The 15720-nt window shown below is 62.0% G+C and carries 15 protein-coding genes; 8 read left to right on the forward strand and 7 right to left on the reverse strand.

The annotated features are described in order from the left end of the window. Positions 1-7 precede the first annotated feature (7 nt). Positions 8-697, forward strand: a complete 690-nt coding sequence (locus tag ACFWXH_RS12220) for a TIGR02117 family protein (protein WP_379120468.1) — start codon at positions 8-10, stop codon at positions 695-697. 11 nt (positions 698-708) lie between these two features. Here the strand turns inward: ACFWXH_RS12220 and ACFWXH_RS12225 are convergent, their stop codons facing one another. Continuing rightward, entirely contained in the window at positions 709-1941 is a 1233-nt protein-coding gene (locus ACFWXH_RS12225) for an FAD-dependent monooxygenase (RefSeq protein WP_379120470.1), read from the reverse strand. 25 nt (positions 1942-1966) lie between these two features. After that, positions 1967-2212, reverse strand: a complete 246-nt coding sequence (locus ACFWXH_RS12230) for a zinc-finger domain-containing protein (RefSeq protein WP_054311070.1) — start codon at positions 2210-2212, stop codon at positions 1967-1969. Positions 2213-2357: 145 nt separating this feature from the next. Here ACFWXH_RS12230 and ACFWXH_RS12235 point away from each other — a divergent pair, with 145 nt between their 5' ends. Together ACFWXH_RS12235 and ppx are read left to right on the forward strand one after the other, a co-directional pair. Beyond that, complete coding sequence (locus ACFWXH_RS12235) at positions 2358-4553, forward strand: RNA degradosome polyphosphate kinase (protein WP_379120472.1); 2196 nt, start codon at positions 2358-2360, stop codon at positions 4551-4553. After that, positions 4553-6088 carry an exopolyphosphatase gene (ppx, locus tag ACFWXH_RS12240; protein WP_379120474.1) on the forward strand — a complete coding sequence of 512 codons (1536 nt, stop codon included), beginning with the start codon at positions 4553-4555 and terminating at the stop codon, positions 6086-6088. The genes ACFWXH_RS12235 and ppx overlap by 1 nt, the downstream gene beginning before the upstream one ends. Here ppx and ACFWXH_RS12245 read toward each other — a convergent pair. The 4 genes from ACFWXH_RS12245 to ACFWXH_RS12260 form a co-directional block, all read right to left on the reverse strand. Beyond that, entirely contained in the window at positions 6075-6491 is a 417-nt protein-coding gene (locus ACFWXH_RS12245) for a DoxX family protein (protein WP_379120476.1), read from the reverse strand. The genes ppx and ACFWXH_RS12245 overlap by 14 nt on opposite strands. Positions 6492-6713: 222 nt before the next feature. Continuing rightward, the gene (locus ACFWXH_RS12250) at positions 6714-7133 is read right to left on the reverse strand and encodes a DoxX family protein (RefSeq protein ID WP_379120478.1); all 420 of its coding nucleotides are present in this window, start codon (positions 7131-7133) and stop codon (positions 6714-6716) included. A gap of 124 nt (positions 7134-7257) precedes the next feature. Then, positions 7258-8655, reverse strand: coding sequence for a class II fumarate hydratase (gene fumC, locus ACFWXH_RS12255; protein ID WP_379120480.1), 1398 nt, complete (start codon positions 8653-8655; stop codon positions 7258-7260). A gap of 116 nt (positions 8656-8771) precedes the next feature. Then, positions 8772-9563, reverse strand: a complete 792-nt coding sequence (locus ACFWXH_RS12260) for an NIPSNAP family protein (protein ID WP_379120482.1) — start codon at positions 9561-9563, stop codon at positions 8772-8774. A gap of 153 nt (positions 9564-9716) precedes the next feature. On the opposite strand from ACFWXH_RS12260, the gene ACFWXH_RS12265 reads away from it, so the two are divergent. The 5 genes from ACFWXH_RS12265 to ACFWXH_RS12285 all read left to right on the forward strand — a co-directional run bounded on the left by ACFWXH_RS12265 (position 9717) and on the right by ACFWXH_RS12285 (position 14658). Beyond that, positions 9717-10331 carry a TetR/AcrR family transcriptional regulator gene (locus tag ACFWXH_RS12265; protein ID WP_379120484.1) on the forward strand — a complete coding sequence of 205 codons (615 nt, stop codon included), beginning with the start codon at positions 9717-9719 and terminating at the stop codon, positions 10329-10331. 7 nt (positions 10332-10338) lie between these two features. After that, positions 10339-11469 (forward strand): metallophosphoesterase, encoded by a 1131-nt coding sequence (locus ACFWXH_RS12270; protein ID WP_379120486.1) that lies wholly within the window; start codon positions 10339-10341, stop codon positions 11467-11469. An 81-nt stretch (positions 11470-11550) separates the two neighbouring features. Next, positions 11551-12312 (forward strand): SDR family NAD(P)-dependent oxidoreductase, encoded by a 762-nt coding sequence (locus tag ACFWXH_RS12275; RefSeq protein WP_379120488.1) that lies wholly within the window; start codon positions 11551-11553, stop codon positions 12310-12312. A gap of 305 nt (positions 12313-12617) precedes the next feature. Then, on the forward strand, positions 12618-13295 hold the full coding sequence (locus tag ACFWXH_RS12280; protein ID WP_054311062.1) for a winged helix-turn-helix domain-containing protein: 678 nt from the start codon (positions 12618-12620) through the stop codon (positions 13293-13295). Beyond that, complete coding sequence (locus ACFWXH_RS12285; RefSeq protein WP_379120491.1) at positions 13282-14658, forward strand: sensor histidine kinase; 1377 nt, start codon at positions 13282-13284, stop codon at positions 14656-14658. The genes ACFWXH_RS12280 and ACFWXH_RS12285 overlap by 14 nt, the downstream gene beginning before the upstream one ends. Here the strand turns inward: ACFWXH_RS12285 and ACFWXH_RS12290 are convergent. Then, positions 14640-15545, reverse strand: coding sequence for an aminoglycoside phosphotransferase family protein (locus ACFWXH_RS12290; protein ID WP_379120493.1), 906 nt, complete (start codon positions 15543-15545; stop codon positions 14640-14642). The genes ACFWXH_RS12285 and ACFWXH_RS12290 overlap by 19 nt on opposite strands. Between the last annotated feature and the right edge of the window lie 175 nt (positions 15546-15720).

Raw genomic sequence — 15720 nt, forward strand, 5'->3', positions numbered from 1 at the left:
TGCCGAGATGAGAGGGATTTTCCGCTTCGCTCTCCGTATCCTGGCTCTGATCGCTGTCATCGCAGCGCTAGGCACGCTCATTCCGCGACCACTTTGGTCTGGAGATGAAGGCTCGGGCACGCGCCGAATCTATGTAATCAGCAACCCGATCCACACGGACATCGCCATTCCGGTCGATGCCGCGGTTCTGGAAAGGTTTCGTTTCCTGGCGGAAGATGGCATCGCAGCAAATGGGGAAGGGGTGCGCTACCTCATCTTCGGCTGGGGCGGCCGGGCCTTCTATCTTGAAACGCCGACATGGTCACAACTGAGGCCTGCACCGGTATTCAAGGCGCTGACCGTGGATGCCGCAGCGATGCATGTCGATGTGGCTGGACCGATCCCTGAACCACATCCCGCCGTCGCCGGCTACGACGTCAGCGAAGCGCGGTTTGCCGCGCTGCTCGATTTCATCGCCGCCAGCTTCACGCGCGATGCGGATCGACCGAAATTCATTCCGGGTGCCGGCTATTCCATCAGTGATGGTTTTTACGAAGCCGAGGGTGCCTTCAACGCACTGGTCGGCTGCAATACATGGACGGCCAGGGCCCTGCGGGTGGCTGGTCTCAGAACAGGTTGGTGGAATCCGTTGCCCTGGTCGCTGAGCCTGTCGATGCAACTCTACAATCGCGATGAGCCCCAGCCGGCGCGGCAATAGGTGGAATGCCGTCAGGTCAAGGGTTTGGAGCCGGCGCTCGGCATCCGCCAACCGTAAAGCCAGTCGAGATCGGCGGCGAGGCGCTGCGATGGACGCAGCGCCAGAACGAGGTTGCGTGCCAGTGCAACGGGACCAGTCGCATGCCAGGCGAGGTGGTTGAGGGCGCCGCGCCGCGCGACTTTGGCCACCCTCGGCTTGCGCTGTTTTTCCCAGTTCGTCAGCGCTTGGGTGAGATTGATCGGCGTTTCGGCAACACAGGCGGCGAGTGCAGCGGCGTCTTCGATCGCCATGCCTGCACCCTGCGCGGCAAAAGGTGTCATGGCGTGTGCGGCATCGCCAATCAGCGCGACACCTTGTGGCAATGTCCATGCCGGTTTCCGGTCGACGACATGCAGAGGCCAGGCCAGCCAGGTTCCTGCTTCCGCAATCAGCTTCGCCAGGGCAGGGGCAGCGCCCTTGAGTGCTCTGGTCAGAATTGCCGGATCGGCGTGGCCCGACCAGCCTTCGGCGATGCGCTCACCCTTCGTGAAGGCGACGAGGTTGATGGCCGCACCTGCGCTGACCGGATAGGCGATCAGGTGAAAACCGGAATGCAGGAAGGCGGTCACACAGCCCGCAGCACCGATGGAGGCAAAAGTCCTGCCCGCCGTGCTATCCGCCGCAACGGTGACGCGCCAGGCGAGCTCACCCGTGAAATGGCTCTTGCCGGCAAGGCCGGGCAGTTCCCTTACCTTCGACCAGACACCGTCCGCACCGATCAGAAGCGAACTGGCTGGCTGGGTCTCCGTACCATCGTGTTCGAAGCTGCCGACTGCGTTACCCCTTCCGATGCCGATATCCTTGAGGCGCGCGCCGGTGACCAGGCGGATGCCTGCTGTTGCAGTCACTTGCGCAACCAATGCCGCCTGTACGTCAGCGCGATGGGCGGTGAGATAAGGCGCCTGCCAGCGCTGTTCGGCAAACGCACCGAGCGGTACACGCGCGCGTTCCTTCAAGCTGGCTGCATCCTTCAGCACAACGGCTTCGGGCCGGACCGCCATCGACAACAGCCGTTCCAGCACGCCGAGATCTGCCAGAATGCAGGTCGCGTTTGGGGAAAGTTGGATGCCGGCCCCCACGGTCTCGAACTGGGCAGCCTGTTCATAAATCTCGACTGCAAGGCCGCGTTGCGCAAAGGCGAGCGCGGCTGTCAACCCTGCAATACCGCCGCCCGCGATCACCACCGGGCGGGATCGCGCATCCATTGTCATGGTCGGGCGATAAGAAAGATCAGGCGGCGCGGTCGACGTAGAGGCAGCCGGCCGGTACCGTTTCGGTCGCCTTCAGCTTGGCTGAATAGCGATAGAGGGTCGAGCAATAGGGGCAGACCTTCTCGTCGTCGCTGCCGAGATCGAGGAAGACATGCGGATGATCGAAGGGTGGATTGGCGCCGACGCACATGAATTCGCGCACGCCGATCTCGATCGCCGGGTGGCCCGCATCGTTCTGGAAATGGGGAATGGAACCGCCGGCCATCATCGTCTCCTTCAACGCATACGACATGCGTTTGAAGCATATCCGTGTTCTTTGCAAGTTCGATGAAATGAAACTGTCGCAAAACCCTGTCACAGGATAAATTGAGCCGGTTAACCGGCGTGACTCGCTGGAGAGAAAGGCGGACATGAACGAGCTCAAGCCGGTCCAGGCCGACTTCATCAATGTCGGAACGGCAAGCGTCGAGGGCGGCAATCCCGATCGCTTTGTCAATCGCGAATTCTCCTGGCTGCAGTTCAACCGCCGTGTGCTGGAGGAATCGCTCAACGCGAACCATCCGCTGCTCGAGCGTGTCCGCTTCCTGTCGATTTCGGCCGCCAATCTCGACGAGTTCTTCATGGTGCGCGTCGCTGGCCTTGCGGGCCAGGTGCGCGAAGGCATCGTTCTGAAAAGCCCCGACGGGCGCACGCCGGAACAGCAGCTCGAACAGTTGCTCCGCGAGGTGGAGCGCCTGCAGGAGGATCAGCAGAAGAGCCTGTCGGCGTTGATGATCCTGCTCAACAAGGAAGGCATCGAGACGGTCGCCGGCGATGCGCTGACCAAGGACGAGCGCGCCTGGCTGGAAGAGCATTTCCAGGAACAGGTTTTCCCGGTACTGACCCCTCTGTCGATCGACCCGGCGCATCCGTTCCCGTTCATCCCCAACCTTGGCTTTTCGATCGCGCTGGAGCTCCGGCATCGCAAGAACGGCGAGACGATGAGCGCGCTGCTGCGCCTGCCGCAGGCCCTGAAACGCTATATCCGCCTGCCGGACCGCAAGGGGCATGTGCGTTTTGTTCCGCTGGAGGCGGTGGTGGGCCTCTATATCGGCAAGCTCTTCCCGGGCTATGAGGTCACCGGCTCCGGTACATTCCGTATCATTCGCGACAGCGATATCGAGGTGGAAGAAGAGTCCGAGGACCTCGTGCGGCTGTTTGAGACCGCGCTGAAACGCCGTCGCCGCGGTTCGGTGATCCGCATCGAGTTCGACAATTCGATGCCCGAGGAATTGCGCGAGTTCGTCGCCGGTGAACTCGGCGTCTCATCGAGCCGCATCAGCGTCCTGACCGGGCCGCTGGCGCTTAGCCAGATCTCCGAGATCGTCTCGATTGCGCGCGACGACCTGAAGTTCGTGCCGTACAATCCGCGCTTTCCGGAACGTATCCGCGAGCATGGCGGCGATTGCTTCGCGGCGATCCGGGAAAAGGACATCGTCGTCCATCACCCGTATGAATCCTTCGACGTCGTGGTACAGTTCCTGCGCCAGGCGGCAGCCGATCCGGAGGTCGTCGCGATCAAGCAAACGCTCTATCGCACCTCCAACGACAGCCCGATCGTGCGTGCGCTGGCTGATGCCGCCGAAGCTGGCAAGTCGGTGACCGCACTGGTCGAATTGAAGGCTCGATTCGACGAGGAAGCCAACATCCGCTGGGCGCGCGACCTCGAGCGTGCCGGCGTGCAGGTCGTATTCGGTTTCCTGGAGCTGAAGACACACGCCAAGATGTCGTTGGTGGTGCGGCGCGAGGACGGGCGGCTGCGCAATTACGTGCATCTCGGCACCGGCAATTACCACCCGATCACGGCACGCATCTATACGGACCTGTCCTTCTTCACGACGGATGCCCGAATCGCGCGCGACGTGGCACAGATATTCAACTTCATCACCGGCTATGCCGAGCCGACCGGCGAGATGCGTCTCGCTTTATCTCCCTACACACTGCGCAGCCGCATCCTCGATCACATCAAGGAAGAAATCGAGCATGCGCAAAACGGCAGGCCCGCTCGCATCTGGATGAAGATGAACTCGCTGGTCGATCCGACCATCATCGATGCGCTGTACGACGCCAGCCGTGCCGGCGTCGAAATCGATCTCGTCGTGCGTGGCATTTGTTGTCTGAGACCCCAGGTTCCCGGGCTGTCCGAGAATATCCGGGTGAAGTCGATCGTCGGCCGCTTCCTCGAGCACAGTCGCATTTACTGCTTCGGCAACGGACATGGGCTGCCGTCGGACGAAGCCATCGTCTACATCTCGTCGGCCGATCTGATGCCGCGCAATCTCGACCGCCGCGTCGAATGCATGGTGCCGATCACCAATCCAACTGTGCATGAACAGATACTTGGCCAGATCATGCTGGGCAACATCATGGACAACCAGCAAAGTTTCGAAGTATTGGCCGATGGTACCTCGCGGCGCCTTGTGCCCGATGAGGGCGAGGAACCGTTCAACGCACAGGAATATTTCATGACCAATCCGAGCCTGTCGGGACGGGGCGATGCCTTGAAATCGCATGCGCCGAAACGCATCGCGCAGTTCAAGCGCCGCAAGAAGGACATGGCCGGCTGATGATGGCCGCTTCCCAGGGGAGGCTGCAGGACCGCCGCCCGCTGTCGATCATCGATATCGGCTCGAACTCGATCCGTCTCGTTATCTATGAGGGGTTGGCGCGTTCGCCGACAGTTCTGTTCAACGAAAAGATGCTGGCTGGTCTCGGCCGTGGCATCGTCTCCACGGGCAAGCTGGACCCCGAGGCTGTCACTCGCTCCATGGAGGAGTTCCGCCGTTTTCGAGCCCTGTCCGAACAGGCCGGAGCCGAACGTATATACGTTCTCGCCACGGCCGCCGCGCGCGAGGCCGTCAACGGTCCGGACTTCATCCATCGCGCCGAACAGGTCCTTGGCACCGAAATCCATGTGTTGAGCGGCCGCCAGGAAGCATATTATTCAGCGCTTGGCGTCATTTCCGGCTTCCATCCCGCCGATGGTATTGCGGGCGACCTTGGCGGCGGTAGCCTGGAACTCATCGACGTCAACGGCGAAGTGATCGGCGACGGCATCACCTTGCCGCTTGGTGGCTTGCGGTTGCAGGACATGGCCAAGAATTCGCTCGCGCAGGCGACACGTATCGCCAGGACGCAACTGGCCAAGGCCAAGTTGCTCAAAGGTGGCCAGGGCAGGGTCTTCTATGCCGTTGGCGGCACGTGGCGAAACCTGGCGCGTCTCCATATGGAAATGAACAACTACCCGCTCGGCGTCATGCACCACTATGAGATCGGCGTGGAAAGCGCGCTTGCCTTTCTCAAGCAGGTCGCCAAGGGAGACGTTGAAAAGGTCAAGGGCATCGAGGGCGTCTCGAAGAATCGCCGTTCGCTGCTGCCCTACGGCGCCGTTGTGCTGCAAGAGATACTTGGTGCGATGCAGCCGTCGAAGATCGTGGTCTCGGCAATCGGCGTGCGCGAAGGCTATCTCTACTCACTGCTCGACGAGGTCGAGCGCAAGGCCGATCCGCTGATCTCGGCGGCCGAGGAACTGGCCCGGCTGCGCTCGCGCTCGGTCACCCATGCACACGAGCTGGTCGACTGGACCGGCAAATCGTTCGAGGCGTTCGGCATCGACGAGACCGTCGACGAAGCCCGCTATCGCAGGGCGGCCTGCCTGCTTGCCGATATTGGCTGGCGGGCGCATCCCGAATATCGTGGCCGTCAATCGCTCAACATCATTGCGCACGCATCCTTCATCGGCGTCGATCATCCCGGCCGCGCGTTCCTGGCGCTGGCCAATGCCTATCGCCACGACGGTGTGTTCAACGAGAACATCGCGCCGGAGATCAAGGCGCTGGCGACGCCGCGCTATCTGGAACGGGCCCGCATCCTGGCCGGCATGATGCGTGTGGTTTACCTGCTTACCGCTTCGATGCCCGGTGTGATGCCGCGCCTGCGATGGGAAAGCCGTGGCAACGGCGCGCTCGCACTGGTCATCCCGGCCGATCTTGCCGGCCTTTATGGAGAACGTCCGGCCGGGCGTTTGGCGCAGCTTGCCAAGATCACCAATCGCCGCCTCTTCCTGGCGGTGGATGGCGGCCCGAGCATCAGCGCCAAGTAAGGGCCTGGCGGCTCCAGCCGTCGATCGAATAGGCGCCGGCGCCGGCAACGGCGAGCGCCAGGAAGCCGCCTGCTATGGCGATATCCTTCATCAGCATCTGTGTGTGCAGGAAGGCGAGCGTCGGGTCTTCGCCCTGGCCGTAATGGCCAATATAGCCGGCGATCAGGCAAAAGGCGGCGAGCAAGCCTGCCGCGATACGCATCTGGAAGCCGATCAGGACGGCAAATCCGGCTATCAGCTCGAACAGGCCGACACCCCATGCGGCAAGCTGGGGCGAGGGCAGGCCAAGACCGGCGAAGTAGCCGGTCGCGCCACCGATATCGCCAAGTGTCTGAATGCCGGCAGGTACGAACAGAGCCGCCAGCAACAGTCGGGATAGAAGAAGCAGAAGATTGGCCGGCATGGCGTGCCTCCTTCCGAAATCCCGCCGATGCAGCCTACATCGGTTTCGAACCCGGGGACATCGACAACGAAAAAAGGCGCGGAATTCATCCGCGCCTTCTGATTCGAGAGAATTTCCGGTTTTCTCGGAAACACGGAAACGCTCTAACTCTTTGTTTTACGCAATTTCGGACGGAAAACCGCTACACGCTTTTCCTGGAATTGCTCCTGCTTTCAGATCGAATTAGCCGCGACGGCCGTCGATGGAATAGGCGCCGGCGCCGATCAGGGCGAGCAGCAGGAAGCCGCCGGTGATGGCGAGGTTCTTCTGCAGCATCAACGGATTGAGCGGCTGCGAGAAATCGAGATGTGCGGCTGCTGTTGCGCCAAGAACGAAGATGGCAAGGATGATTGCGGCGATGCGGGTTTTGAAACCGACCAGCACGGCCAGGCCGCCGAGGAGTTCAATCAGGCCGACGACGACTGCGGTAACCGATGGAGCCGGCAGGCCAAGGCTGCCGAAGAAGCCAGCGGTGCCGGCGAGGTCGGTCAGTTTGCCGTATCCGGCAAGGATGAAAAGGATCGACAGGAGAATGCGGCTGGCGAGAATGACGCCGGACGCATTCGAGGTAACACCGGAACCGGCGGATGAGTTGATGGACAATGTACCCTCCAATGGCAAGCGCTCCCCAAGGAGCACAATACCACCAAATTACTGCAACTTCAGCGTTCACTGAAGTCGGCTGTCCGGCAACACATCGTTCACAGGTTTGTCACGTTAACCGGTATCACCCGGGATGCGTCATGTCCTCCGGCTTGACCAGACGGTCGAAGTCGGCATCGGTGACATAACCGCCGCCGACGGCCTCTTCGCGCAGCGTCGTGCCGTTCTTGTGTGCGGTCTTGGCGATCTTGGCGGCATTGTCATAGCCGATCGTCGGCGCCAGTGCGGTGACCAGCATCAGCGAGCGTTCGAGCGCTGCCTTGATGTTCTCCTCCCGGGCTTCGATGCCGACCACGCAATTGTCGGTGAACGAGACCGCCGCGTCGGAGAGCAACTGCACCGACTGCAGGAAATTGTAGGCCATCAGCGGATTGTAGACGTTGAGTTCGAAATGGCCCTGGCTACCGGCGAAAGTGAGTGCCGCGTTGTTGCCGAACACCTGCACGCAGACCTGGGTCAGCGCCTCGCACTGCGTCGGGTTGACCTTACCCGGCATGATCGAGGAACCCGGTTCATTTTCCGGCAGCGATAGCTCGCCGAGACCCGAGCGCGGACCTGAGCCGAGGAAACGGATGTCGTTGGCGATCTTGAACAGAGCCGCAGCCGTTGCATTGATGGCCCCGTGCGAGAACACCATGGAATCATGCGCGGCAAGTGCCTCGAACTTGTTCGGGGCCGAAGTGAAGGCGATGCCGGTGATCTTGGCGATGTTGACCGCGACTTTCTCGGCGAAACCGACCGGAGCGTTGAGGCCGGTGCCGACGGCGGTACCGCCCTGCGCCAGTTCCTGCAGGCCGGGCAGCGTCAGTTCGATGCGCTTGATGGACGAGGCGACCTGCGCGGCATAGCCGCCGAACTCCTGGCCGAGTGTCAGCGGCGTAGCGTCCTGCGTATGTGTGCGGCCGATCTTGACGATGTGGTCAAAAGCCTTCGCCTTGGCCTCGAGTGCGGTATGCAGATGCTTCAGGGCCGGCAGAAGATCGTGCACGATGCGCTCGGCGCAAGCTATATGCATGGCCGTCGGATACGTGTCGTTGGACGACTGGCTCATATTGACGTGGTCGTTCGGATGCACAGGCTTTTTGGAACCCATGACGCCGCCGAGCAGTTCGATAGCCCGGTTGGAGATCACCTCATTGGCGTTCATATTGGACTGCGTGCCCGAGCCTGTCTGCCAGACGACAAGCGGGAAATGGTCGTTGAGCTTGCCGTCGATCACTTCCTGCGCAGCTTCAATGATGGTCTTGCCAAGCGCGGGGTCGAGGCGGCCCAGTTCCATGTTGGCTTCAGCCGCCGCGCGTTTGACGATGCCGAGCGCCCGCACCACCGAAAGCGGCTGCTTTTCCCAGCCTATCTTGAAATTGCCGAGCGAACGCTGTGCCTGCGCACCCCAGTAACGATCGCTGGCCACCTCGATCGGGCCGAACGTATCGGTTTCGGTTCTGGTCTTCTCAGCGCTCACGGCCTCACTCCAATCTGATGCGGTGGCAAGGGCCTATCGCGTTGCACAAAACGCTTCAAGCGGAGATTGCGTAGCCCCGCGAACCAAATCGGTTGAAGGGTATGAGGCCGGTTGCGCTAGCGCAGCAGCGAGCGTGAAGTCGGCGACAGCCACAGCGTTTCAATGGTTCTCGCGAAGACGAAACGTCCGCTTCCGGGCAGGCTGGACGGGTCCGGCACGGTCGACGTGCTGTCTCGTCTGTCTGGCCTCCTGTTCAGACCGATCACCGAGACAAAGACGTTTTCGTTCTCGCGCACGGGCAGATGCGGGAACGTGTTTTCGGCGGGCTCTGTGAGATAGGCGCCAAGAAGGCAGGCGGAGGCCTCCCTCAGCGCGGGAACGGCCAGTGCTCTGTAGGATGAAGCGAAATCGGGCCCTGCATCGGGTTCAAGATGGTGGATCTCGATGCTGATGGAGGCCAACAGACGCTCAGACGCGGGATTTGCCGGCCCGGTGTCGTTGGCAGCCGGCCTGGCAGCGACGGGCCGTGTTGCGTCAGTCAGATCGAAGCCGGATCCTGGCCAGGCCGGTCTCAGCAAGAGGACGTCGTCGGACGATACCATCGTTGCGTTGGCCTGGTCCCTATGACGTGCCCAGACCGGCCCGTCGTAAAACGAGCCCAGTGCCTGTCGCCGTGCGTCCATCGACGCGAAGCCGCGCAGCCACACGAATGTGTCGGGCCTGCCGAGATCGCGGAACTGTCCGATCATCCTGATGTCGGCGGCTTCCTGCGTCTCGACGAACTCGCGGTCGAACAGTTCGATCAACGTCTCGCGCTGGCCAGGTACCAGCGCGTAGCGGCGCAACTCGACGACTGGAACATCTTCGACCGAGATCGGTGCGGGCAGGGTGGTATCGAGAACCGTCACGACGCGTCTCCAAAACAGGGTGATTGTCCTGTTCATAAACAAACCGGTTGTCCTGTTTTGTCAACGTGATAGTTCTGTAGCAGTGATCGTCTGCTGACATCTTTAGGGAATGGCTGCCTGCAGCATGCCGACCATTTGAAAGGATGGAACCTCATGCCGTCTGACCGCCAGAAACGCACCAATGATCCGGAAGGCATGCGCCGGCGTGTGCTCGACAAGGCCGAGGAATCTTTCCAGGCACGCGGCTTCCACGCTACCAGCCTGGGCGATGTGATGGCTGCGGCTGCCGTCACCGGTGGCGCGTTGCACCATCATTTCCCAACAAAGAAGGCGCTTGCGCTTGCGGTTATCGAAGAGCGTGTCGCCGAAGTTGTGCGCCGCACCTGGGTCGAGCCCCTGCGAAGTTCTGCTTCTGTACGCGCGGGCGTCAGGCAGGTTTTCGCTACCGTCGCGGACAGGTTGGAGCGACAAGGTTTCGTGCGCGGCTGCCCGCTCAACAACCTGGCGCATGAGCTGTCGTTGGCCGACCCGGATTTCCGGATCAGTCTCGCCAGCATTTTCAAGGAGTGGCGGAGTGCTATCGCCGACAAGGTGAGAGCCGACCAGCAAGCCGGTGGCGAGGCCGACACTGACCCGGAGCGGTTCGCGGCAAGCGTCGTAGCGCTTTATTCGGGAGCCATGTCAATGGCCAAAACTGCGCAGGATTCCAGCTTGTTGCGGCTCTGTGCGAAAGAACTGGACGAGAGCGCAGGCGGCGTGTTGAATTGAGGTCGCCATGGCCGTTCAGCTTTCGTCCTCGATCTCGCGGCGCCGCTTGCTTGCCGGTATGGGAGCAGCGACCGCCGGCGTGATCGCGCCCAGCTTTGCCTTCGGCCAATCGGCTGCAGGGATACCGCCACTCGACGCAACCTTCCTGTTCATCGCCGACGTCCATGCCTGCCGCATGGCGAGCGGTCTGAGCCCGAATTGCCTGCAAGAGGGCAAGACCGACGCGGCGCTGCTGCGTCAGATCGCGGCGCTGAATAGCATTGGCGACAAGCTTTGGCCGTCCGCAATAGACGGCGTCGCCACCGGTTTGCGTTCGGCCGGCAATCAGATCGGCACATCGCTCGGCATCGTAGTGGGCGGTGATATGACCGATGATGGTGGCGGCCAGGTCACACAACCCAGCGAAGGTACCCAGCTTCTCCAGTTCAGCCAGCGCTACCAGCAAGGGGTCGGGCCGGATCGCGTGCACGTGCCCGTCTATGTCGGTCTCGGCAATCACGATCTTGACCAGAATGGTCCGCCGCCACACGCGGATTGGTATCGGCGCGAACTGCGCGACTATGTCGAGGTCAATCATCGCCCTGGCGTCTTCTTCAAGCCCCCGGTGCCGGTCGCCGACTACGATGTCGCGTCCGATTGTTATTCCTGGGATTGGGGCGGGCTGCATCTCGTGCAGTTGCATCGCTTCGCCGGCGATACGATCCATGGCGCTGAAAGCAGTCTGCCTTGGCTGCAGCGCAACCTGGCGGCGAAAGCCGCGGATGGCCGACCCGTCGTGCTGTTCCAGCATTACGGTTGGGACAGTTTTTCAGTTGAGCGCTGGGACCCGCAGAAATCCACCTTCGACGATGAAGGCGCCGGCGCACCGCATTGGTGGAGCGCAGCGCAACGGGAGGCCCTGTTGGCGGTGCTCACGGGCTACAACATCGTCGCCGTCTTCCATGGCCACCAGCACGAGACGCCGATGATCTACCGTCGGGACGGGCTCGATGTCGTCAAACCGAAGGCGGCTTATTTGGGCGGCTTCGCACTGGCCCGCATCACCAGTGATGGCATGGACGTGGTACTCGGGGAAGCGACCGGCAACGATGGCGGCGTGATGTTCACCAACGCGCTGTCACGGCGCTGGAAAAGCTGAGCGTCCGCCCTGTCAGGGCCGAGGCTGTGCCCTACATGGAAAGGAGATGCGGGGGCATCATCCTTTCCGGGAGAACAGGATATGACGACTACGGTTTCCGCGCGCCCGCTCGCGGGCAGGGTGGCTTTGGTCACCGGCGCTTCCTCCGGTATCGGCGAAGCCACGGCTCTGGCGCTTGCCGCGGCAGGTGCCGATGTGGCGATCGTCGCCCGCCGGGCCGATCGCCTGAAAGCGCTTTCCGAACGGATCGAGAAGGCCGGTGGCAAGGTCTTTGCCATCGAGGCGGACATTGCGCGTCCGGACAGCGCGCAGGGGTTGATCAACGATGTGCTGGCATATGGCAAACGGCTGGACATCATCGTCAACAATGCAGGCGTCATGCTGCTATCGCCGGTGTCCCAGGCTCGTGCCGAAGACTGGCGGCAGATGATCGAAGTCAATCTGGTCGCGCTGATGGAATTGACCCGGACGGCATTGCCGCATCTGAAGGAAAGCAAGGGCCATATCGTCAACGTGTCGTCGGTGGCTGGCCGCATCGCCAATCCCGGGGCCGCGGGTTATGCGGCAACCAAGTTCGGCGTCGTCGCCTTTTCGGAGGCGCTGCGCCGGGAAGTCTATGCCGACAAGGTGCGGGTGACGGTGATCGAGCCGGGCATGGTCGAAACCGAACTCGGTGACCACATCACGAACCCCGCCATGAAGGCCAATCTCGAGCAGCGCAGGGCTGCAACGGAGCCGCTGCAGTCCGAGGATATCGCCGCAGCCGTGCTTTATGCGGTCACGCAACCGCCGCGTGTCAACGTCAACGAGATCCTGATCCGCCCGACCGATCAGGAACGGTGACGCTCCTGACTTGAGAGGGGCCAAGCTTACTGATCCGTAAGGTGGCGGACAGGTGGTGGTGAGGTGCTGCCGTTATCCATCGTCTCGAGCCGTCTCGCTCGTCAGACGAAGCGATTGCTTTCAAATGGAATGAGGCACCTTTCGATGAAACAGGCGGACTGCATCGCGATGACAAGGATCGCGGCGCTCCATCATTTTATCATAAAGCCCTGCCACCTCATCCTCGCGCCACTGCCGGCGCGATGACGGCTCGTTCGCGCGCCGGCCCGCGACCTGCCGAGGCCTTCCAAACCGGATCCGACCGCATGCGCATCCTGATGCTGGAGGACGACAAGAAAACGGCCGCTTTCGTCGTCAAAGGGCTGAACGAGGCGGGGCACGTCTGCGATCAGCTAGCCGACGGCCGCGACGCGCTGTTTCAGGCAACGCGCGAAGCCTATGACGTTTTCGTGGTGGACCGCATGACGCCGGGGCTCGACGGGCTGTCCGTCGTCAAGTCCCTGCGCGCCGCCGGGGTCCTGACACCGGCCATCTTCCTCACTTCCGTCGGCGGCGTCGACGACCGCGTCGAAGGACTGGAGGCCGGCGCGGATGATTATCTGGTCAAGCCTTTCGCCTTTTCCGAACTTCTGGCGCGATTGAATGCGCTCGGCCGTCGCCCGCCAGTGCAGGAACAGAAGACTGTACTCAAGGTGGCGGACCTGGAAATGGATCTGGTCAAGCGCCATGTGGTGCGCCGGGGGCATCCGATAGACCTGCAACCACGCGAATTCCGTCTTCTGGAAGTGCTGATGCGCGGTGAGGGGCGGGTGATTACCCGCACCATGCTTCTGGAACGCGTCTGGGATTTCCATTTCGACCCCAAGACCAGCGTGGTGGAGACCCATGTCAGCCGCCTTCGGGCCAAGATCGACCGCCCTTTCGCGGTGCCGCTGCTGCATACCGTGCGCAACACCGGCTATAGTCTCCATGCGCCTCGCTGAAAGCCTGCTGCGCTCGACACCGTTCCGTCTCGCCTTGAGCTTCGCGGCGCTTGTCATCCTCGCCTTCCTGCTTTCCGGCGGTATCGTCTACCAAACGATGAGCGCAAACCTGAACCGGCGCCTCGATGACGCAGTCCGGCAGGCCTATTCGATGATTGCGACGACCTATGCCGAGAGCGATGTCGACGACCTCATCACCGCGGTGAACAGCCACGCCAACGGCAGTTCCGGCAACGATCAGCTGATCTCGTTGACGGGACCGCAAGGCGAGAGCCTGGCCGGCAATCTTTCGGCGATCGACTTGCCCTTGGGATTCGCGACCGTGCCCGAAGGGACGCCGGGATTTCCCGATACGGCGCCATACCGAGCCTATTCAGGCAAGGTCGGCTCGGCCGACCTCACGGTCGCGCAGAGCTTCACCGAGACGGAGGAACTGGAGAGCCTCCTCTTGGCCAGTTTCGCCTGGGCCGCCATTATTGTTGCGGGGCTTGCCATCGCTGGCGGTGCCTATCTCGCCTCGCGCGTGCAACGCCGGCTGGATGCGATCGGCGACACCATGGTTGCGGTCTCGCATGGCAAGCTCGACGCGCGCATTCCGCAGCTCGGCCGCGATGACGACATCGATGCCGTCTCGATCCAGATCAATGCCGCGCTCGACAGGCTGGGCTCACTGGTCGAAGGCATGCGGCAAGTCTCCAGCGACATCGCCCACGATCTGAAAACACCGCTCAACCGCCTGCACATGATCCTGGACGGCGCCGCCGACAAGGCAGGCAGGTGCGAGGACGTTTCGGCAGACCTTGCCGAAGCACGCGCCGAAAGCTCGCAAATCGACGAGACTTTCGATGCCCTGCTGCGCATCGCGCAGATCGAGGCCGGCGCGCGCAAGGCACGTTTCGTGCAGCTTGACCTTGCCGAGCTGGTGGCTTCGGTTGCGGATATCTATGCCGAGGTCGCCAAGGATGATGGCAAGACGCTCTTCCTCGAGCGCAACGAAGCCGATGGCGCCATTACCGGCGATCGAGAGTTGCTGACGCAGCTTTTCGCCAATCTCATTGAAAACGCCATCCGTCATACGCCCGCCGGTACGCGGATCGAAATTTCTCTAACTCGACAAGCCGTTGGTCTCGTTGTGGAGGTGCGAGACGATGGCCCGGGCATTCCCCTGCAAGAGCACGAGAAGGTCTTTCAGCGCCTCTACCGGCTGGACAAGAGCCGCTCGATGCCAGGGACCGGATTGGGGCTGAGCCTCGTCCGGGCGATCGCCGATCTGCATGGCGCGACAGTGTCGATGCAGCCGCTCGATCCCGGCGTTGCAGCCGTCGTGGTTTTTCCCAGCGGGACTCAGGTCTCCGTCCGGTAATCGGCCAGCACAGCATCGATGACATTTGCCGATATGACGATCTCCTCTGCGCTCCGGCCGATCTGGCCCGAAACGGTGATCATCGCCTTCCACAGTGTCCAAGCGCGTCCGCGTGTCCAGGTGCCTTCATCGAGGGGCAGGGCACTGCGGAAAGCGCCGCGGCTCTCGTTTCGAAACAGCGTCCAGGCAATCGCCAGATCGCAGGCTGGGTCGCCGATCGCCGAACTGCCGAAATCGATGACGGCGCATAGTTTGCCGCCCTTCACCAGCAAATTGCCCCAGGCGATATCGCCGTGCACCCAGACCGGTGGATGCTGCCACTCGGTTTCGAGTGCTTCTTCCCAGATCGCGCGCGCCGTTGTTGTGTCGATCCTGCCTTGGAGCAGGCGAAGTGCCTCTCGTGTCTGGCCGTCATAGACGGCAAGCCTACCGCCCCTGAAGTAGTTCTGCGGTCCGGCGGGCGGTCCACCGGCCGCATCGATCCGGTGGAGTGCGGCGAGGAAATCGGCCAGATCGACGGCGAATTCGGCAAGGTCGCCGATGCGCTCGTCCGAGGCCGTCTCGCCCTCCAGCCAGCCATAGACCGACCAGGGCCAAGGGTAGCCTTCGCCAGGCTTGCCCAAGGCGAGCGGCGCGGGGATCGGCAAGGGTAAACGCGGTGCCAGTTTCGGGAGCCAATGCTGTTCGCTGGCTACTTGCGCTGCGTAGCCGCCTGCGCTCGGCAGCCGCACACTCATCTCGTCGCCCAGCAGGAAGGTGCGGTTGTCCCAACCGCCTGGCTCGACCTTTCGGATCGGCAGATGGGCCCACTGCGGAAATTGCGTGTCGATCAGTCGCCGCACCAGCGCCTTATCGATCTCGACCGTGATTCCGGATTTGCCCGGCATGGCTGTCCCTGGTGCGTGTCGGTACCCTTGCAAAAGAAGAAAGGGCGACATTTCTGCCGCCCTTTCCCGTACATTGCCTGAGAAGGACAGCCGTAGACGGATTTCGTTAAAAAACCATATCATTGCCGGCACTTACCAGCAGATCATGAGAATTTTTCCGGTGCTGGAAGCGCTA

Origin of the sequence: Mesorhizobium sp. NPDC059054 (genome assembly GCF_042739215.1) — a bacterium.
In the GTDB taxonomy this organism is placed as follows: Bacteria; Pseudomonadota; Alphaproteobacteria; order Rhizobiales; family Rhizobiaceae; genus Mesorhizobium.